General features: G+C 72.6%; 17 protein-coding genes. 12 read left to right on the top strand and 5 right to left on the bottom strand.

The window, feature by feature from the left end; genetic code table 11:
* Window positions 1-112 precede the first annotated feature (112 nt).
* From R7226_RS12985 to R7226_RS12960, 6 genes are all read left to right on the top strand, one after another.
* Window positions 113-379 (top strand): hypothetical protein, encoded by a 267-nt coding sequence (locus R7226_RS12985; RefSeq protein ID WP_318597592.1) that lies wholly within the window; start codon window positions 113-115, stop codon window positions 377-379.
* Window positions 380-406: 27 nt separating this feature from the next.
* A complete protein-coding gene (prfB, locus tag R7226_RS12980; RefSeq protein WP_404827829.1) occupies window positions 407-1,522 on the top strand; it encodes a peptide chain release factor 2 in 1,116 nt (371 codons plus the stop codon).
* Between the two features lie 7 nt (window positions 1,523-1,529).
* Window positions 1,530-3,029, top strand: coding sequence for an aminotransferase class I/II-fold pyridoxal phosphate-dependent enzyme (locus R7226_RS12975; protein WP_318597591.1), 1,500 nt, complete (start codon window positions 1,530-1,532; stop codon window positions 3,027-3,029).
* Complete coding sequence (gene nadC, locus R7226_RS12970) at window positions 3,001-3,891, top strand: carboxylating nicotinate-nucleotide diphosphorylase (protein WP_318597590.1); 891 nt, start codon at window positions 3,001-3,003, stop codon at window positions 3,889-3,891. The genes R7226_RS12975 and nadC overlap by 29 nt, the downstream gene beginning before the upstream one ends.
* A 38-nt stretch (window positions 3,892-3,929) precedes the next feature.
* Window positions 3,930-4,919: a quinolinate synthase NadA gene (gene nadA / locus R7226_RS12965; protein WP_318597589.1), complete on the top strand. Its 990-nt coding sequence runs from the start codon at window positions 3,930-3,932 to the stop codon at window positions 4,917-4,919.
* An 83-nt stretch (window positions 4,920-5,002) separates the two neighbouring features.
* Window positions 5,003-5,377, top strand: a complete 375-nt coding sequence (locus R7226_RS12960; protein ID WP_318597588.1) for a hypothetical protein — start codon at window positions 5,003-5,005, stop codon at window positions 5,375-5,377.
* Here R7226_RS12960 and R7226_RS12955 read toward each other — a convergent pair.
* Window positions 5,307-5,756 carry a MarR family winged helix-turn-helix transcriptional regulator gene (locus tag R7226_RS12955; protein WP_318597587.1) on the bottom strand — a complete coding sequence of 150 codons (450 nt, stop codon included), beginning with the start codon at window positions 5,754-5,756 and terminating at the stop codon, window positions 5,307-5,309. The genes R7226_RS12960 and R7226_RS12955 overlap by 71 nt on opposite strands.
* A 101-nt stretch (window positions 5,757-5,857) precedes the next feature.
* Here R7226_RS12955 and R7226_RS12950 point away from each other — a divergent pair, with 101 nt between their 5' ends.
* From R7226_RS12950 to R7226_RS12935, 4 genes are all read left to right on the top strand, one after another.
* Window positions 5,858-6,355, top strand: a complete 498-nt coding sequence (locus R7226_RS12950) for a nuclear transport factor 2 family protein (protein WP_318597586.1) — start codon at window positions 5,858-5,860, stop codon at window positions 6,353-6,355.
* 97 nt (window positions 6,356-6,452) lie between these two features.
* Window positions 6,453-8,930: a beta propeller repeat protein gene (locus R7226_RS12945; RefSeq protein ID WP_318597585.1), complete on the top strand. Its 2,478-nt coding sequence runs from the start codon at window positions 6,453-6,455 to the stop codon at window positions 8,928-8,930.
* Between the two features lie 207 nt (window positions 8,931-9,137).
* On the top strand, window positions 9,138-11,381 hold the full coding sequence (locus tag R7226_RS12940) for a TolB-like translocation protein (protein ID WP_318597584.1): 2,244 nt from the start codon (window positions 9,138-9,140) through the stop codon (window positions 11,379-11,381).
* Window positions 11,378-14,059, top strand: coding sequence for a hypothetical protein (locus R7226_RS12935; protein ID WP_318597582.1), 2,682 nt, complete (start codon window positions 11,378-11,380; stop codon window positions 14,057-14,059). The genes R7226_RS12940 and R7226_RS12935 overlap by 4 nt, the downstream gene beginning before the upstream one ends.
* 64 nt (window positions 14,060-14,123) lie before the next feature.
* Here R7226_RS12935 and R7226_RS12930 read toward each other — a convergent pair whose 3' ends face one another.
* From R7226_RS12930 to R7226_RS12920, 3 genes are all read right to left on the bottom strand, one after another.
* Window positions 14,124-14,501 (bottom strand): hypothetical protein, encoded by a 378-nt coding sequence (locus tag R7226_RS12930; protein WP_318597581.1) that lies wholly within the window; start codon window positions 14,499-14,501, stop codon window positions 14,124-14,126.
* Window positions 14,502-14,544: 43 nt separating this feature from the next.
* Complete coding sequence (locus tag R7226_RS12925) at window positions 14,545-15,441, bottom strand: TolB family protein (RefSeq protein WP_318597580.1); 897 nt, start codon at window positions 15,439-15,441, stop codon at window positions 14,545-14,547.
* A 270-nt stretch (window positions 15,442-15,711) separates the two neighbouring features.
* Window positions 15,712-16,965 carry a M16 family metallopeptidase gene (locus tag R7226_RS12920; RefSeq protein WP_318597579.1) on the bottom strand — a complete coding sequence of 418 codons (1,254 nt, stop codon included), beginning with the start codon at window positions 16,963-16,965 and terminating at the stop codon, window positions 15,712-15,714.
* Between the two features lie 169 nt (window positions 16,966-17,134).
* On the opposite strand from R7226_RS12920, the gene ftsE reads away from it, so the two are divergent.
* Both ftsE and ftsX read left to right on the top strand, forming a co-directional pair.
* Window positions 17,135-18,154: a cell division ATP-binding protein FtsE gene (gene ftsE / locus R7226_RS12915; RefSeq protein WP_318597578.1), complete on the top strand. Its 1,020-nt coding sequence runs from the start codon at window positions 17,135-17,137 to the stop codon at window positions 18,152-18,154.
* Window positions 18,151-19,044 (top strand): permease-like cell division protein FtsX, encoded by an 894-nt coding sequence (ftsX, locus tag R7226_RS12910; RefSeq protein WP_318597577.1) that lies wholly within the window; start codon window positions 18,151-18,153, stop codon window positions 19,042-19,044. Before ftsE ends, ftsX begins: the two co-directional genes overlap by 4 nt.
* Here the strand turns inward: ftsX and R7226_RS12905 are convergent.
* Complete coding sequence (locus R7226_RS12905) at window positions 19,041-19,868, bottom strand: class I SAM-dependent methyltransferase (protein ID WP_318597576.1); 828 nt, start codon at window positions 19,866-19,868, stop codon at window positions 19,041-19,043. The genes ftsX and R7226_RS12905 overlap by 4 nt on opposite strands.
* Between the last annotated feature and the right edge of the window lie 28 nt (window positions 19,869-19,896).

The following is a 19,896-nucleotide window of genomic DNA, read 5'->3' as shown; positions in this document are numbered from 1 at the left end:
GGCGGCGCCGACACCCGCAGCGGCGCCGAAACCCGCAGCGGCGCCCGCGCCTGCCGCGGCGCCGGACCCCGCGCCCGCCGCGGCGCCGACCCCCGCGCACGCTCCGACCCCCGTGGCGGATCGAACGCCCGCGCGGAAGCAGCGTCCCAAGCCGACGCCCGACCCCGCGCCCGCGTCGAAGCCGGACTCCGCGCCGTCGAGCGGCCGCGACCACGGCCGCTCACAGGAGGAGCGTCATCCAGACCACAGCATGCGTGGCAGCGATGACGGTCATCCGCGCGAGGGCGATCACGACGACGACTCCCGTCACGACGACAACTCCGGCCAAGACCACGACTCCGGCCGCGACGCCGACCACCGCTCGCCCGACGACGACTGAGCGCTCACTCGGCTAGCCTGAGAGGCGATGTCCGCCACTCCGCCGATCCCCGCAGACTCCGTCTCCCAGCGCCTCAAGGCGATCCGCCAGCAGCTGACGCTGCTCGCCGACTACGTCGACCCCAGCGCGCTGGAGGCCGAGGTCGCCGAGCTGGAGCAGGTGATGGGCGAGCCGGGCTTCTGGGACGACCAGGCGAACGCCGCGAGAACCAGCGCGCAGCACGCCCGTGCGAGTCGCAAGCTCGACGGCTACCGCACGCTCACGAGCGACGTCGACGACCTTGAGCCGCTCGCCGAGATGGCGCAGGAGGACCCCGACCTCGCCGGCGAGCTGGCCGAGCAGATCGTCTCCGCCGAGCGGCGGCTGGAGGCGCTGGAGGAAGAACGCCTCTTCTCCGGCAGATACGACGCCGGCGACGCGCTCGTGACCGTCAACGCGGGCGCCGGCGGCACCGACGCGCAGGACTGGGCCGAGATGGTGCTGCGGATGGAGATGCGCTGGGCCGAGAAGCGCGGCTTCGACGTCGAGCTGCTGGAGGTGAGCCCGGGGGAGGAGGCCGGCATCAAGTCGGCGACCTTCCTCGTCAGAGGCGAGAACGCCTATGGCCTCTACGGCGCCGAGAAGGGTGTCCACCGGCTCGTGCGGCTGAGCCCGTTCGACTCCGCCAACCGCCGTCAGACGAGCTTCGCCGGCCTCGAGGTCGCGCCGATCGTCGAGGACGCGGCCGAGGTCGAGATCGACGACGACGACCTCCAGGTCGACACCTACCGCGCCTCCGGCGCCGGCGGCCAGCACGTCAACAAGACCGACTCGGCGGTGCGGATCACGCACAGACCGAGCGGGATCGTCGTGCAGTGCCAGAACGAGCGCTCGCAGTCCTCCAACCGCGCGACCGCGATGGCGATGCTGCGCTCCAAGCTCGTCGAGCTGGAGGAGCAGAGACGCCAGGAGGAGATCGCGCGCGAGAAGGGCGAGGCGCAGGACGTCAACTTCGGCTCGCAGATCCGCTCCTACGTGCTGCACCCGTACTCGATGGTGAAGGACCACCGCACCGACCACGAGGTCGGCGACACCGGCCGCGTGCTCGACGGCGACCTCGACGGCTTCGTGCGCGCCTACCTGCTGAAGCAGGCAGCCTCCTAGGAGCCGCGTGGCAGCCGACGGCCAAGCCCCCGACGGGCGGCAGCCGACGGCGCCTTACCTCGACGCGCTCGTCGCCTACGGCTTCCGCGGGGTGACCCGCTTCCACGTGCCCGGCCACAAGGGCGGCCCCGGCGCAGATCCCGGCCTGCTGCACGCGATCGGCGAGAGCGCGCTCCAGCTCGACGTGCCGCAGGACACCGCCGGCATCGACCTCGGTCCCTCGCCGACGCCGTACGAGCTGGCCGAGCAGCTCGCCGCCGCCGCGCACGGCGCCGGCCGCACCTGGTTCCTCACCAACGGCGCGACGCAGGGCAACCACGCGCTCTGCCTGGCGCTGGCGCCGCTCGGCACGCCGGTCGTGCTGCAACGCAACGCGCACGCCTCGATGGTCGACGGGCTCGTCCTCTCCGGCGGCCTGCCGACCTTCGTCGCGCCGGAGTACGACCACGAGCTGGGGTTGGCGCACGGCGTCACGCCGCAGGCGCTGGCGCAGGCGCTCGCGCGCACGCCCGGCGCCGCGGCCGCCTTCGTCGTCTCGCCGACCTACTACGGCATCGCCGCCGACATCGCGGCGCTCGCGGAGACCGCGCACGCGGCCGGCGCCGCGCTCGTCGTCGACCAGGCGTGGGGCCCGCACTTCGGCTTCCACGCCGGCGTCCCGGCGTCGGCGCTGGCGCTCGGCGCCGACGCCGTGCTGACATCGACGCACAAGATCGTCGGATCGCTGACGCAGTCGGCGATGCTGCACGTCGCGAACGAGGGGCGGATCGATCCCGACCGCATCGCCCGCGCGATCCGGCTGGTGCGCTCGACCAGCCCGTCGTCGCTGCTGCTGGCCTCGCTCGACGGCGCCCGCCGCCAGCTCGCCGTCCACGGCGAGGCGCTGCTGAGCGACACGCTCGCGGCGGCCGCGCGCACGCGCGCGGCGATCGACGCGGTCCCCGGCTGCCGCGTCGTCGGCGAGCGGCTCGTCGGGCAGCCGGGCGCGGCGGACTGGGATCCGCTGCGGATCGTGATCGACGTGCGCGAGACCGGCTGCAGCGGCTACGAGGTCGCCGCCGCGCTGAAGGCCGCGTACGACATCCATCCCGAGCTGGCGACGCAGGCGACGCTCGTGCTCGTGCTCGGTGTCGCGCAGCCGGTCGACGCGCTGGAGCGGTTCGCGCACGACTTCGCCGAGACGATCGCGCGGATCGCGCGGCCGGGCGCACGCGAGGCGATCCTGCCGCCGCCGGCGGCGCTCCAGCACGAGCTGGCGGTCGCCCCGCGCGACGCCTTCCTCGGCGAAGCGGAGGTCGTCGCGGTCGACGCGGCGGTCGGGCGGATCTCGTGCGAGGCGATCGCCGGCTACCCTCCCGGCATCCCCGCACTGCTCCCCGGCGAACGTGTCACCGCCGCGGTCGTCGCCTACCTGCGCGAGCTGGTGGCGTCGGGCGCCCGGCTGCACGGCGCCAGCGACCCGGCCTTCGAGACGATCAATGTCCTCCGCACCGACTCTCCCAGCTGACCGCAAGGACCGCGTGCGCCAGGCGCCCGCGCTCGACCCCGCGCTGCTCGACGAGCTGGTCGCGCGGGCGCTCGCCGAGGACGTCGGCGACGGCGACGCGACCGCCGCCGTGACGGTCGACCCCGCGGCGCGCGCGACCGCGCGGATCCGCCAGAAGGCGCCGGGCGTGCTCTACGGCCTCGACCTCGCCGAGCGCGCCTTCCGCGCCGTCGACCCCGGCGCGCGGATCGAACGGCTCGCGCAGGAAGGGGTCTGGCGCGAGGACGGTCCCGTGCTGGAGGTCGAGGGCAACGCCCGCGCGCTGCTGACGGCCGAGCGCACGGCGCTCAACTTCCTCGGCCGCCTCTCCGGCGTCGCCACGCTGACGGCGCGCTGCGTCAGCGCGCTGGAGGGGACCGGCGCGCGCGTGCTCGACACGCGCAAGACGACGCCGGGGCTGCGGATGGTCGAGAAGGCGGCGGTGCACGCCGGCGGCGGCGTCAACCACCGCATCGGCCTGTGGGACGAGATCCTGATCAAGGAGAACCACGCCGCGGCGGCCGGCGGGGTGGGGGAGGCGGTGCGGCGGGCACGCGCCGCGCGGCCCGACCTGCCGATCGAGGTCGAGGTGACCGACCTCGCGGAGCTGGAGGAGGCGCTGGCGGCCGGCGCCCGCCGCGTGATGCTCGACAACATGGATCTCGCGACGATGCGCAGAGCGGTCGAGATCACCGCCGGGAAGGCCTCTTTGGAGGCCAGCGGAGGCGTCACGCTCGACGCTCTGAGAGCGATCGGAGCGACCGGCGTAGACTTCATCTCAGTTGGGGCGTTGACGCACTCGGCCCCGGCGCTCGATCTCTCCCTCCTCTTGGAGTCACCATGAGCCTCCCCGTCCTCCCAAGTGCGCATAGCGGTCCCCCCATGTCGCAGGCCCCGCTGATGCTCGAGAACATCCCCGCCCTGCAGGCGGAGGTGCGCGCGCTCGCAGAAGAGCGCGGCGCCAAGATTCTCGCCCACAACTACCAGCTGCCAGAGGTGCAGGACGTCGCCGACTACGTCGGCGACTCGCTCGGTCTGTCGCAGTGGGCGGCCAGAACCGACGCCGAGACGATCGTCTTCTGCGGCGTCCACTTCATGGCCGAGACGGCGTCGATCCTGTCGCCCGAGAAGACCGTCCTGATCCCCGACGTCGACGCCGGCTGCTCGCTCGCCGACTCGATCACCGCCGACCAGCTGCGCGGCTGGAAGGCCAAGCACCCCGGCGCGATCGTCGTGATGTACGTCAACACGACGGCTGACGTGAAGGCCGAGACCGACTACTGCGTGACCTCGTCCAACGCGGTCAGAGTGGTCGAGCACATCCTCCGCGAGCACGGTCCGGAGACCGAGATCCTGTTCGGCCCGGACATGTTCCTCGGCGCCTACGTCGAGAAGCGGATCGGCCGTCCGATGCACGTCTGGGACGGCGAGTGCCACGTCCACGCCGGCATCCGCCCCGACGACATCACCGCGGTCCGCGCCGCCCACCCCGGCGCCGACTTCCTGATCCACCCCGAGTGCGGCTGCTCGACGAGCGTGATGGAGTACGTCGCCGCCGGTGACGTCGACGCCAGCGGCGTTCACATGCTCTCGACCGGCGGGATGCTGACGTACGCCCAGCAGCACCGCGACTCGGACACGCCGGTGATCGTCGCGACCGAGACCGGCATGCTGCACCCGCTGCGCGAGGCGGCGCCCGACCTCGAGTTCATCGCCGCCAACGAGCGCGCGAGCTGCCGCTACATGAAGATGATCACGCTGCCGAAGCTGCGCGCGTCGCTGCGTGAGAACCGCACCGAGGTGAAGGTGTCGGAGGCGGTCGCCGAGCGCGCTCGCATCCCGATCGAGCGCATGGTCGCGATCAACGCCTGACGGCACGCCCGCGCGCCTTTCGCCGCAGTTCCGTCGCAGTCTGGCCCTTTCGCCGTCGCAGGGGCCGCTGCGACGCTGCGGCGATGGAACCGATGATCAGAATCGAGCCGCCCGACTGGGCGCCGCTCGAGCGCGCGCTGCCGGATGCATGGCTCGACGGCTGGATGTTCATGGCCTTCTTCCCGCACCCTGACGGCGGCGAGGAGCTGCGCGCCTACAAGCACCAGATCACGCGCCGCTACCTGCACCTGAGGATCACCGACGGCGGGCTCGAGGCATGGCGCTTCGACGGGCGGTCGGGTTACGACGCCGCGAAGCTGATCGACGAGGTCGAAGACGCCTACGCGACGATCGAGCGGCTCGGCTACACGCGCGAGATGGAGCCGCTCAGGGAGTGGGAGGAGGATCGAGCAGACGCCGCAGCAGACGCGTCAGCTCCGTTCGCTCCGGAGCGCTGAGCGGCGCCAGCAGCTGCTCCTGCGCGGCGCTGACGCGCTCGTCGAGCCGTGCCAGCGCCGCCGCGCCGGCCTCCGTCGCGGTGACGACGTTGCGGCGGCGGTCGCCGGGGTCGCGCTCACGCGCGATCAGCCCGTCGCCTTCGAGGTCGGCGACGACGGCGGCCATGTCGCTGCGGTCGATCCCCAGCCGGCGGCCGAGGTCCGCCTGGCTCGCCGGCCCCGACTCGGTGAGCGCGAGCAGCACGGTGAAGTGGTGCTTGCGCACGCCCTCCTGCGCGAAGGCGGCGCCGACGTGGCCGTTGGCGGCGTTCGCGGCGCGGTTGAGCAGCCAGCTCGGCAGCTGTCGCAGGCGCTGGGGCGGCTGTTCGGGCGCGTCCACGGAGGAACCGTAGCGGATTCGTTGGCGGTCCCAACGCTTCATGATATGTTGGTTGCACCAACGTTGGGAACACCAACTATCGATTCGGGAGTTTGACCGCCATGACCACCACTGCCTCGCCCATCTCGCCTGCCGAGGCCATCACCCTCCAGCGCGAGCTGCGCGCGCTCACCGACCGCTTCGAGCTGGAGGCGCTCGTCAACCGCCTCGGCCGCTGGCTCGACGACGGGCGCGACGCGCGGCAGGCGCGCGAGCTGCTCACCGAGCAGATCGCGCTCGACACGCCCGGCGGCATCGCCGAGGGGATCGACGCCGTCGTCGCGCAGGCGCGCCGCAACCACACCGTCCCGACGCAGCACCTGATCACCAACCCGCTGATCGAGCGCGACGGCGACCGCGCCGAGATCACCGCCAACCTGCTCGTCGTCTTCGCCGACGGAGAGCTGGTCGCGGCCGGCCCGCGGGCCGTCGAGCTGCCGACCTTCGGTCGCGCGCTCGGCGAGCGCTACCGCTTCGAGGCGGTTCGCACCGGCGACGGCTGGCGGCTGGCGCGGATCGAGGTCGCCGCGCGCTGGCTGGCAGGTTCGATACCCGCGTGAGACCTGCGCGCTACTGACGCACCGTCTTCTGTCTGGCACCGTGCCCGGCTGGGTCGCCCCGGCGCACCGCCGCGGCACGAGTTCAGAGGAGACGGCGATGGGCGAGAGCTGGAGACGCAGGAGACGGACGGCGGTGCTCGCCGCGGCGACGGCCGCGGCGCTGCTCGGAGCGGCGCCGGCCGCGCAGGCGGGGCTCAGCACCTGGACGCCGCTGCCCGGCCTCGGCGCCGCTTTCGGCGCCGACTGGGTCCGCACCTACGCGACCGGCACGCCACCGACGACGCTCTACGCCGGCACCGAGGGCGATGGCGTCTTCCGCTCGATAACCGGCGGGCTGGAGTGGGAGCCGTTCAGCGACGGCCTCGACGCGCCCGCCGCCAGAGACGTGCGCGTCGTCTTCTCCAGCGGCGGCGCCGCATACGCCGGTACCGGCGCCGGGCTGTACCGCTCCGTCGGCGGCGGCGCCTGGACGCCCGTCGCCCAGGGGCCGGAGGACGATCCCAGAAACCCCAGAAAGCTCAACGCCTCCGTCCAGGCCGTGCTCGACACGATAGGCGGCCCGCTGCTCGCCGGCACCGCCTTCCGCGGCGTCTTCCGCAGCACCGACGGCGGCGCGACCTGGACGCCGCCGGCGCCGGGGAACGGGATGCCGGCGGGGGAGACCGTCTGGAGCCTGACGGGGATCGGTCCGCTCGTCTTCGCCGCGACCGGCAGCGGCGTCTACCGCTCGTTCGACTACGGCGCGAGCTGGTCGCTGGCCAGCGACGGGATCCCCGGCAGCGCGACCGTGCTGCGCGTGATCGGGGATGGCACGAACCCCAACATCACCTACGCCGCGACCGGCGGCGACGGCATCTTCCGCTCGCTCGACCTCGGCCTCACGTGGGCGCCGATCAACAACGGCCTCGGCAACCTCACCGTGCGCGGGATCCAGCAGTTCTCGACTGGCGAGACGACGCGCCTCTACGCCGCGACCGGCGACGGCCTCTGGACCGGCACGACCGGCAACAGACCGATCCTGCCGGGCGCCGTCAGATGGCGCAGCGTGACCCAGACAGGGCTCGGCGACGCGAAGATCATGTGGGCCGTCTCGAGCTTCCTCACGACGCCCGGGACGCTGCTCGTCGGCACGCAGTCCAACGGCGGCTTCTGGCTGACGTTCGAGCCGCCGTCGAACAGCGGGAGACCGACTGCGACGGCGTTCGGCGGACCGGTCGTCGGCAAGACGCTGATCGGCAGCGCCGGCACTTGGGAGGGCACGCCGACGATCACGCTGACGCGCCAGTGGCAGCGCTGCACGGCCAGATCCGACAACGCCTGCAGAGACATCCCGGGCGAGGACGGGGTCGGGTACACGATGCGCAGAGACGGCGAATCGGCCAGATCGGATCAGGGCAAGTACCTGCGGCTGAAGGTGACGGCGGAGAACGACTTCCCAGCGCCCGGTCCGTTGACGCCGACCGCGTACAGCGACTTCGTCGGCCCGGTAACGGCCAACCCCAACTCGCTGCCGGGGGCCGAGAACGGGAGCTACGCCGCCTCGATCAGAGTGCTGTCGTCGGATCCGTCGCTTCCGAGAGTCGGCGACACGCTGCAGGCGCACAGCTGGAACTTCAACCCGGCAGCGACGAGAACGTACTTCCAATGGCTGCGCTGCGACGCGGACGGCAACTCCTGTCTGCCGATCCCGGGAGCTGATGCGCCGACCTACAAGCTCGTCACCGCCGACGCCGCCCTGCGACTGCGCGTGCAGGTGAGCGGCTCCAATGCAGACGGCGCGGGTTTCCTGCCCGTCAGCGGATACACCTTCCCGATCATCCCCGACCCCGCGACCTCGGTGACGCCGCCGACGCTGGCCGGTCAAGCGGTCGTCGGCTCGACGCTCGTCGGCGGCGTCGGCACGTGGAAGAGCGAGAAGACGACGTGGGAACGGCGCTGGGAGCTGTGCGAGGCCGACGGCAACGGCTGCAATCCGGTGCTGAACGAGACCCTGCCCGGCTACGTCGTGCGTCCCGGCGACCTCGGCAAGCGGCTGCGGATGCGCGTGCTCGCCGACGTCAACAAGTCGTACGAACTGCCGGCGGCGGTCGAGCTGTTCACGCCGCTGAGCGCGGTCGTGATCCCAGCGCCCGTCGTCGGCGGCGGCGACCCGCCGCCCGGACCCGGACCCGGACCCGCGCCGGTTCCCGGCCCGGCGCCCGTGCCGCCGGCGAGAGACACGACCCGCCCGACGCTCGGCAGAGCCGGCTCCAGAGTCACGAGAGCCGGCGTCGTGGTGAGCGCGACGACCTCGGAGGCCGGCACGCTGACGATCGTCGTCCAGCGCGGCGTCGCCGGGCACCGCGCCAGAGGCCGCTGCCGCGCCGGCAGACGGCGCGGCGCGAAGGCCTGCACGATCTGGAAGACCGTCCGCACCGTCAGACGCGCGGTCGGATCGGGGTCGGCGAAGGTGACCGTCCCGCGCAGAGCCGGCAAGAGCAGGCTCGGGCGCGGCAGCTACCGCGCGCAGCTGGTCGTGCGCGACGCCGCCGGCAATCGGAGCACGACGAAGATCGTGACGTTCAGGCTGCGCTGACAGCGTCCGCTTGCAGAAATAAACACGCGTGTCTAAAGTGCCTGTGCGCCATCTGGTCGCAGGCAGCGGGGGCGCGCATCGAAACGACAGTCGCTCGAACGGAGGCCCCGTCGAGCGACTGACCGCTGCCGCAAAACCCCTGGAGAGAGAGGGTCGTCAGTGGTTCGTCGTTCCCCCGGGAGCCGCACGCGGCTCGCGTCCGCGGTCGTGCTCGCATGCGCGGCCGCGGCCGCCTCGGCGTCACCAGCCGCCGCGGATGCCTGCCCCAACGCAGCGGTCCGCGAGCAGCAGGGCGTCACGCACCTGCCCGACTGCCGCGCCTACGAGGTCGTCTCGCCGGTCGACAAGAACGGCGCGGCGATCAGACAGATCGTCGCGGCGCGCCCTGAGGGCGATGGCATCGCCTTCTGGTCGACGGGCGCCTTCGCCGGCGCTCCCGGCAACCTGGCCGGCAACTACAGCGCGCAGCGCGGTGCCGACGGCTGGGTGACGCGCGCGCTGAATCCGCCGGTGCTCGGCCGCAACCCGATCCTGATGGACCAGCCGTACGTCGTCGCGATGTCGAACGACTTCTCACAGGCGCTGATCGAGACGCGCTATCCGGTCGACCCCGACGACGCCTTCCTCGGTGAGTTCGTCAACACCGGCCTCCCCGACGTCTACCGCGTCGAGCCCGACGGCTCCTTCCACTGGCTGTCGCCGACCGCGACGCTGCCGGACAGAAGCGGCGTCGCGGTCGTCTTCGGCGGCGCGACGGCGGACCTCGGGACGGTCGTCTACCGGACCGCCAAGCAGGTCTCGGCCGATCTGCCCGCCGGCTCCGGCGAGCAGCTGTACGCCCGTCACGGCGACCAGGTCACGCTGCTCAGCGTCGCGCCCGGCGGTGGTCCGCTGCCCGGCGGCGCCGTGCTCGGCCGCAATTTGCTCGCGCTCGAGACCGACAGCGGGTCGACCGTCGGCGGGCGCTTCCCGTCGGCCCTCTCCGCTGACGGCTCGACCGTCTGGTTCTCGACCAAGGCGGACCCCGACGTGCCGCAGCTGTACGTGCGCAGCGACGCGCTCGACCCGGCCGCGGCGGTGACGACGCAGGTCTCCAGCTCGCAGGCGACGGCGACGCTCGGCGACGGCTGCGCGACCCAGGCGACGTTCCTCGCCGCCGCCGAGGACGGCGCCACCGCCTGGTTCACCTGCGCGTCGAGACTGACCGATGACGCGCCGGCCGGCGGCGGCCTCTACCGCTACGACCGCGGCAGCGGGCAGCTGCACTTCATCGTGGCGGCGCTCGACGGCAGTGACGTCGGCGGCCAGATGACGCTGGTCGGCGCCGACCGCGATGCCGATCACGTCTGGTTCTCCACCAGCTCGCAGCTGACGGCGGACGCCCCGACGGGCACCTCCGGCCTCTACCACCTGCACGACGACGCCGTCACGTTCGTCAGCACGCTCTCCTGGCCGGACGCGATCACGGCCTCGGCGGTCAGCCCTGACGGCTCGCGCATCGCGTTCGCGACCGACGACCAGCTCGACGCCGACGCCGGCGGCGTCGGACAGGTCTACTCCGTCGACGCCGACGATCCCGGCAGCGGCACGGTCTGCATCTCGTGCCGCCCGGACGGGTCGACCCCGCTCGGGCGTTCCGACCTCAGCAACGCGGGCGCCGACGTCTTCGTGCACGCCAACAACGTCCCCCGGCGCGGCAACGTCGCCTCCGACGGCAGCATCTACTTCGCCAGCGCCGACAGGCTGGTCGCCGACGACGTGAACGAGACGGCCGACGTCTACCAGTACCGCGACGGCGAGCTGACGCTGCTGTCGAGCGGCAGCGACGAGCTGCCGTCGGTCTTCGGCGCCGCATCCGACGACGGACGCGACGTCTTCATCCTCACCTCGGAGACCCTCGCCGTGCAGGACACCGACAACGGCGCCGCCGACGTCTACTCGGTGCGCGTCGACGGCGGCTTCGCGCCGACGGTCGCGCCGCCGATCTGCGGCGAGGACTGCCAGGGGCCGCCGCCGCCGGCGCCCGTCCCGCCGACGCCGGCGTCCGCGACCTTCACGGGTCCCGGCGACGAGGACGAGAGAGTGGCGGCGCCGGTGACGCCGAGACTGACCGTGACCGCGCCGAGCGCCCGCCAGCGGACTCGCTGGGCCGCGTCCGGACGCCTGACGCTGGCCGTCCGCGCGACCGACGCGGGCGCCGTGCGAGCGCGTGTCAGCGGTCGCGTCAGAGGTCGCGCGGTCACCGTCGCGTCGGCGTCGAGAAGACTCGCTCGCGGCGGCTCCGCGCGGCTGACGCTGCGGCTCTCCGCCGCGGCCCGCAGGCAGCTGGCGAGAAGCGGCTCGCTGCGGCTGACGATCGTCGTCACCCACTCTGAGGTCGCCGACCCGCGCCGCGTCACGCTGACGCTGCGGGCGCCGGCCGCCACGCATCGGAACGGAGGCCGGCGATGAAGCCGCTCGTCGCATTGCTCGTCGTCCTCGCGGCGGCCCTCGCGGCCGCGAGCCCCGCCGCTGCCGACCTCGGCTTCGAGCCGGGCAGCTTCAGCGCACGGCTGCACGACGCCGCCGGCGTCGAGGTCACGCAGGCCGGCGCGCACCCGGACGCGACGGTCGAGTTCATGCTCAGATCGACGCTCAACGCGAACGGCAGAAGAGTGCCGGACGAGTCGCTGAAGGACGTCGCGGTCGAGCTGCCGGCCGGGCTCGTCGGCAACCCGCAGTCGACGCCCCGCTGCCTGCACGGCGCGTTCATGCAGCGCGCCTGCGACCGCGGCGCGATGGTCGGCATCGAGACGATGTGGACGATGGCGATCCAGGGCGCCGGGCCCCTGAGCGAGACGACCGTCCCGGTCTGGAACCTCGTGCCGCCGGAGGGCGTCGTCGCGCGCTTCGGCTTCCAGGTCGCCTCGGTCATCGTCACGATCGACATGCGCGTCCGCAGCGACGGCGACTACAACCTCGTCGCGGACATCAGCAAGCTCTCCTCGCTGCTGCAGATCTACGGCTCGAAGCTGACGTTGTGGGGCGTGCCGGCCGACCACAACGGCGAGGGTCCGATCGCCTTCACCGACGAGTATTTCGACGGCACCTACGGCGCGCCGGGCGCGGAGCCGCGCAGACCGTTCCTGACGAGCCCGACGAAGTGCGGTCCGCCGCTGACGACGACGATCTCGGCGACCTCGTGGCAGCAGCCCGACCGCGTCGTGACCGACGCCTACACGCCAGCGGAGGGGATCACCGGCTGCGACCAGCTCGACTTCGCGCCGTCGCTCGACCTGCGGTCGCAGTCGCTGCGCGCGGGCGTGCCGGCGCCGTACGAGGTGACGCTGGAGGTGCCGCAGTCCGACGATCCCGACGCGCTCGCGACGCCGACCGTCAAGGACGTCAGCGTGACGCTGCCGGAGGGCGTCGCGGTCTCGCCGTCCTCAGCCGGCGGGCTGGTCGGCTGCAGCGACGCGCAGGCGGCGCTGAGAAGCCTCGATGAGCCGGCCTGCCCGGCCGCCTCGAAGATCGGCACGGTCGAGATCGAGACGCCGCTGCTGGCGGGGCCGTTGACCGGCTCGATCTTCCTCGGCACGCCGAAGTCGATGGAGGCGCAGAGCGGCGAGATGCTGCGCACGCTGCTGATCGCCAGCGGGGAGGGCGTGACCGTGAAGCTGGAGGGCAAGATCACGCCCGATCCGCTGACCGGGCGCCTCAGAGCGGTCTTCGCCGACAATCCGCAGCTGCCGTTCTCGCTGCTGACGCTGCGCTTCCAAGGCGGGCCGCGGGCGCCGCTGACCAACCCGCAGCGCTGCGGGACGCACACGACGAGCGCGACGATCGCGTCGTGGGGCGGGCAGTCGGTCGGTTCCGACAGCTCGTTCGACATCACGCGGAACACGGGCATCGGCCCCTGTGCGCCGCTCGGCTTCACGCCGTCGTTCGGCGCCGGGATGGCGAGCGCGGCGGCCGGCGGCTCGTCGGCCTTCTCGCTCACCTTCGGCCGTGACGACGCCCAGCAGGACCTCGGCGACCTGACGGTCGAGCTGCCGCCGGGCCTGACCGGCGTGATCGCCTCGGCCGATCTCTGCCAGGAGGCGGCCGCGGCCGCCGGCAGCTGCTCGGAGCGGTCGCGGATCGGCAGCGCCGCGGTCGCGGCAGGGCCGGGCGCGAGCCCCTTCCAGCTGCCTGGGCGCGTCTACGTGACCGGCCCGTACAAGGGCGGTCCGTTCGGCCTCTCGATCGTCGTGCCGGCCGTCGCGGGGCCGTTCGACCTCGGCACGGTCGTCGTGCGCGCGGCGATCGAGCTCGACCGCCGGACGGCGGCGCTGCGGATCGTCTCCGACCCGCTGCCGACGATCCTGCAGGGGATCCCGCTGCGGATCCGCACGGTGCAGGTGACGATCGACAAGCCGGGCTTCATGCTCAACCCGACCTCGTGCGGCGAGCAGCGGATCGCCGGGACGCTGCGCTCGGCGGTGGGCGCCGCCGCGAGCGCCGCCGCGCGCTTCCAGGTCGGCGGCTGCGCGGCGCTGCCGTACACGCCGCGGCTGGGGCTGCAGGTCGGTGAGAGAGGCCGCACGAAGCGCGGCATCACGACGCCGTTGAACGCGACGCTGCGGATGCCGGCCGGCAACGCGAACAACCGCGTCGTCTCGGTCAATCTGCCGAGAACGCTCAACGCGCGCCTGAACGTGATCCAGGACGCGTGCACGCTGGCGCAGTTCGAGGCCGGCTCGTGCACGAAGCAGGTCGGCACGGCGGTGGCGGTCACGCCGCTGCTGCGCGATCCGCTGCGGGGACCGGTCTACTTCGTCAGAAACCCGGAGCGGAGAATCCCGGACATGATGGTCGCGCTGCGCGGCCAGGTCGCGATCGACCTCGTCGGCAAGGTGACGATCGCGCGCGACCTGACGCTGCGGACGGAGTTCGACACGATCCCCGACGTGCCGATCACGCTCTTCCGGCTGAGCCTCGTGGCCGGCAGACGCGGCCCGGTCGGCACGACCGCGGACCTCTGTCAGCGGTCGACGCGCAGAAGACTCGACGCGGACCTCACGCTGCGCGCGCAGAGCGGCAGAGCGCGCCGGGTGCGGCAGCGCATCAGCGTCGTCGGCTGCGGCAGAGCGGCAGCGGCGAAGCGCTAGCGAGACGCGGAGGTCGCGCGCCGGGTCACTGGCCCGGCGCGCGGCGCCCGGCGAGCGCCGCGCCCTACTGGCCCGGCGCGCGGCCGGCCGCGAACAGGTCGAGGCCGCGCGCGGCGGCGTCGCGGACCGGCCTCAGCGTCTCCCGCTTGCGCTCGAACTCCAGCGGCGTGTAGGCGTGCACGTCGGCGGCGCCGCCCATCTCGGCGGCGTCCCACAGCGCGCCGGCCTGGTAGACACGCTCCAGCCACGGGATCCCGTCGAAGAAGCTGGAGATCAGCACGACGACCCACTCCGGGCCGCGCTCGCGCTGCGGCAGCGCGCCTCTGGCGTCGTCGACGCGGGCACCGCCGATCAGCGCGTGCTCGATCGGCCAGCGGTCGCTGACGCGCTGCACGTATCGGCGCAGCTCGGGGGTGTTCAGACCGAGGTCCTCCGGGGGCACACCGACGATTGTCGCGCGTCGCGCGGCGCACGTGCAACGCGGGTCAGCGCAACGGTTGCCAGTCGACGCCCCGAGTGGCGTAGTTGTAGGTCGCGCCGACCTGGTTCTGGACGATCATGCGCAGGCTGCCGCGGCCGTCCGCGTTCGCGATCGAGATGCCGATCTCGAACTGCTCGACGACCAGCTTGCGGCCGTCGGGGGACCAGCGCACCTGCGTCGTGTCGCGCAGCGCTCTGAGCGCTCGCAGCCCGCCGCCGCCGGCGTTCATCACCATCGCGGTGCCTCTGCGGACGAAGGCGATCTTCGTCCCGTGCGGCGAGAAAGCCGGCTGGGAGGCCTGCTTGCCCGTCAGCTGGCGCAGCCCGCTGCCGTCGGCGCGAATGCTCCACAGCAGCCCGCGGCGGATGAACGCGATCGTGCCGCGCGAGGACCAGCTCGGCGATCCCGCCGGGCCGCTCAGCAACCGTCTGGCGCCGCGGCCGTAGACATCGGAGGTCCACAGCTCCTGAACGCCGCCGACGATCGTCGAGAAGGCCAGGCGCGTGCCGGCGGGGGAGAAGACCGGCTCGCCGGCATCGCTGCCGCTCGCCGGCAGCAGCCGCAGCGCGCCGCCGTCGGCGTCGAGCAATCCGAGTTGCGCGCCGCCGTCGAAGACGACCCGCGTCCCGTCCGGCGACCAGCTCGGCTGCTTGTACTCGCTCGGCGCGCAGTCGCCCGCGGGGAGCTGCTCGGGCACTCTCACGCATCTCGCCAGCACGTACGCCGCACCGCCGCCGGCCTTGATCACGCGAATCCCGTCGCTGTATCTGAACGGTCCCAGCTCCGGCTCGTCGAGCGTCGTCCAGCCGTAGACGAGCTTCCCGTTGCGCCCCGCGAACCCCTCCGCGACCGGTGCGGCGAGCAGCAGCGCGAGCAATGCGATCAGCAGCGTGCGGCGCATGCTGTTGAGACGGCCTTTGCGCTCGAAAGTTGCTGAATACAACACAGCGTGTGTTGAGAGGTGGGCGGCGCACGGCAAAGCTGCGAGCTTGGCCGGAAATCATGCGGTAGCCGCAGTCGGCTCGGCGCCTTGCGTGAGGCGCCGAGCTACGCCCCCGAGCGCAGACAGGGCCGAAAAGACGGAAGCCCGGTGTGCGTGCACCGGGCTTCCAAAGGTGAGAGCTGCAAACAGCTCCTGCTGGCCGCTCCGAATTGTAGCGCGGTCCCCGCCTCAGGCGAAGTCGGCGACCGTGTGCGGGCCGACGACGCCGATCGCGAGCCGGTCCTCGACGCCGCGGGCGATCTCGGCGACCTCGTCGTAGGTGACGGCGTCGAGCGCGGCGATCGCGGCGTCGGGATCGATTCTCTCGCCGTAGACGATCGACTGGTTCGCCGCGTGGCGGGCGACGGCGTTGGTGTTCTCGAACGCCAGCACGCGGGCGCCGGCGGCGTAGGCGCGGGCGCGCTCGACCTCCTCGACGGTCGGGCCCTGGTCGCGCAGCTCGCCGACGATCTCGCGCATGCGCGTGTACGCCTCGATCGTTCTCGTCGAGTCGAGGCCGGCGGAGAGCTGCAGGATCGGCACGTCGGCGAAGGCGTGCGCGAGCGCGTAGACGGAGTAGGCGAGACCGCGCTGCTCGCGGATCTCGTCGAACAGGCGTGAGCCCATCGAGCCGCCGAGCAGCGTCGAGTAGATCGTCAGCGCCGCGCGCGCTCTGCGATCGGTCGGGTCGACCTGGGGGCGGTAGATCATCCGCAGGTGCGACTGGTTGGAGTCGCGCTCCTCGACCAGCGTGCGCGGGTCGAAGGCCGGCGCCGGCTCGTAGGGGCCGGGCGCGTCGAGCGTCGGGAAGCGAGCGAACAGCTCGTCGATCGCGCCGTTCTGCGGCAGGTGCTCGAGGTTGCCGACGAGGAAGGCGCCGCCGCGCGAGCCGGCCCACTGGCGCTCGCGGAACGCGACGATGCCCTCGCGCGTGAAGGTGTCGCGCAGATGCTCCTCCGGACCGAGCACCGGGCGGCCGAGCGGATGGTCGCCGAAGGCCGCTCTGTCGATCAGGTGCTCGGCGACGGTCGAGGGCTGGTCGTTGGAGCGGGCGATCTCCTGGATCACGACGCCGCGCTCGCGGTCGAGCTCCTCGGCGTCGAGCCGCGGCCGGCCGACGAAGTCGGTCAGGAGGTCGATCGCCTCCGCCGCCTTCTCTGCGCGCGCGGTGATGTGGAACGCGACGAGGTCGTGCGAGGTGTAGGCGTTGAGCTGCGCGCCGAGGTTCTCGGCCGTCTCGTTGACGTCTCTGTAGGTGACGTACTTCTCGCCGCCCTTGAAGACGAGGTGCTCGAGGAAGTGCGCCATGCCGTTCTCCTCCGACCGCTCGGTGCGCGCGCCGGCGTCGAAGGCGACGAGCGCGGTCACGGCACGCGTGCCGTCGAGCTGGACGCGGTGGATCGGAAGGCCGTTCGGTGCGGTGCTGGAGGTGATCGCGGTCATGGTCCGACGATAGCGGGGCCTCTCGCGCGCCTCCGCGCGACGCGCGTGCGAGCCGCCCGCCGTCGGCGCCCAGCGCCCGACTCCTGCAACAAACTCCCTGCAAATCCGCTTGCAGCGAGGGCCCCGGGTTCGCGTGCGGCGGGGAGCGCGCGCTACCCTCGAACGACTCATGGCCCTCCCTGCCCGCAGACCCAGCGCCCGCCGTCGCACCGTGCCGGCGCACCCGCCGCTGCACGCGGACGCCGCCGCCAGAGCGCCTGCGCCGTCGCGTCGCAGCACCGCCGTGATCGCCTTCGACGCGGTCGAGAAGCGCTACGACGTCGGTGCGATCGGCCTCGACCAGGCGAGCTTCTCGGTCCAGCGCGGTGAGTTCGTCTTCCTCGTCGGCTCGACCGGCTCGGGCAAGTCGACGATCATGCGCCTGCTGATCAAGGAGCTGGAGCCCAGCGGCGGCTCGATCACGGTCGCCGGGCGCGAGCTCACGGAGATCACGCGACGCCGCGTGCCGTACTACCGCCGCAACCTCGGCGTCGTCTTCCAGGACTTCAAGCTGCTGCCGAACCGCACCGTCTACGACAACGTCGCCTACGCGCTGCAGGTGACGGGCGGCTCGCGCAAGGACATCCGCGCCAAGGTGCCGGACATCCTGCGCCTCACCGGCCTCTCGACGAAGCTGCACAACTATCCCGACCAGCTCTCCGGCGGCGAGCAGCAGCGCGTGGCGATCGCGCGCGCGTTCGTCAACCATCCGCCGCTCCTGCTGGCCGACGAGCCGACCGGCAACCTCGATCCCGAGACGTCGATCGGCATCATGCAGCTGCTCTACCGCATCAACAAGACCGGCACGACCGTGCTCGTCGCCACGCACGACCACCGCATGGTCGACAAGATGCGCCGCCGCGTGATCGAGCTCTCCAGAGGGCGGATCGTGCGCGACGAGGCGACCGGCGCCTACGCTCGCGACGAGACGACGCGTGAGTTCGCCGCCCGCCTGCGCAACGACCCGCCGGTCGCGCCGGAGACGATGGCCGTCGAGGCGGGCCGCATGACGCAGCGCAGCATCGCCGCGCGCGCCGACGAGGCTGCTCGCGCCGGCGATGCCGACAGCGCCCGCGACGCCCGCATCGCCCGCCGCGCCGCGCGCGAGGCAGAGGCCGAGGCCGAGGCGACGGAGGCGACGCGCTCATGAAGCTCGGCTTCTTCCTGCGCGAGGCGATGCGCTCGCTCGGCCGCAACGCCGCGCCGAGCTTCGCCGCGCTCGCGACGATCCTGCTGACGATGCTGGTGATCGGCGTCTTCATTCCGATCGTGCAGGCGACGACCGGTGCCGCCAACGACGTGCGCCAACGCGTGCTCGTCGACGTCTACCTGCAGAGAGACGCGACGCAGAGAGACGTCTCGCGCGTCAGAGAGATGCTCGCCGGCACCGACAACGTCAAGCGTGTCGAGTTCATCTCCAAGCAGCAGGCGTACGACGCCCAGCGCAAGAAGGACCCGGAGGCGTTCGCGCTGCTCGGCACCAACCCGCTGCCGGACACCTTCCGCATCACGCCAGAGGATCCCGACAAGGCGCTGTCGATCAAGGCCGACCTCGCGCCCGTCGCCGCCGGCGGCGGCCGCACGCCGGTCGACCAGGCGATCGACGAGGTGCGCGACCGTCGCGAGGACACGAGCAAGATCCTCCAGGTGACGAGATTCGTGAAGCTGATGGCCGGCACGCTCGGCGCCCTGCTGATCGCCGCCTCGATCTTCCTGATCGCGAACACGATCCGCCTCTCGCTCTACGCCCGCCGCCGCGAGGTCGAGGTGATGAAGCTGGTCGGCGCGACCGACTGGTTCATCCGCTGGCCGTTCGTGATCGAGGGCGTGATCGTCGGCGCGCTCGGCACCCTGCTGGCGATCCTGCTGCTGGCCATCGGCAAGATCGCGATCATCGACCCGCTCGCGAGCGACTTCGCGCTGATCGCCGCGCCCGAGACGCTCGGTTTCGGCGTCCTGATCGCCGTCATGCTCGGCGCCGGCATAGCGATCTCGGCGATCGGCTCCGGCCTCTCGCTGCGCCGCTTCCTGAAGGTCTAGGCGCGGCGCCCGACGCCGAGCAGGTGGGCGCTGGCGCCCAGCACGCTCGGCTCCTGCTCGACGCGCGCGATCGCGTCGAGCAGCGCGGCACGACGCTCCTCGTCGTCGAGCCACCACGCCTCCTCACGCGGCGGCATGAACGACGCCGGCCCCTCGACCGCCAGCACGCCCTCGACGGCGAAGCCGGCGACCGCCAGCTCCTCCCACAGCTCGTCCGGATGGTGGAAGTGGGCGGTCGTGAACCACTCCGGGCGGCCATCGGGGTTGACGTGGTCGCCGCTGGCGACGTCCTCGGCGGCGATCGCGGCGAAGGCGGGGTCGGCGACCGCGCGGGCGCGGATCCCGTCGAAGGTCGAGGCGAAGCGCGAGATCGCCGCCGCCAGCACGACGCCGCCCGGGCGCAGCACCCGGCGCGCCTCAGCCTGTGCGGCGGCGCGGCCGTCCGCGTCGAGATGGTAGAGCGGGCCGAGCAGTAGGACCGCCTCGGCGCTCGCGTCCGCCCACGGGAGCGCCCGCGCGTCGCCCGCGACGACCTCCTCCAGCGGCGCGTCAGCCTGCGCGGCCGAAGCGGCGCGCGCCTGCTCGACGTGCAGCGCGACGGGGTCGAGCAGCCGCACCGCGTAGCCGGCGCGCGCCAGCGGCAGCGCGTGCACGCCGGCCGCGCCGCCGACGTCGAGCACGGTCGCCGGCGCCTCCGGCAGCAGCCGCTCCAGCAGCAGACGCGTGCGCACGCCCTCGATGCGGCTGACCGTCTCCAGCCGCACGTGCTCCAGACCGAGCTCGTAGTGGGCGGCGATCTCGGGGTCGAAGCGGGGGGAGGACATTAATCCCCAGCATATGCCGAGCGATACG

This window comes from Conexibacter stalactiti, from assembly GCF_033542075.1.
Lineage (GTDB): Bacteria > Actinomycetota > Thermoleophilia > Solirubrobacterales > Solirubrobacteraceae > Conexibacter > Conexibacter stalactiti.
This window is presented reverse-complemented; position numbering and strand designations above follow the sequence as displayed.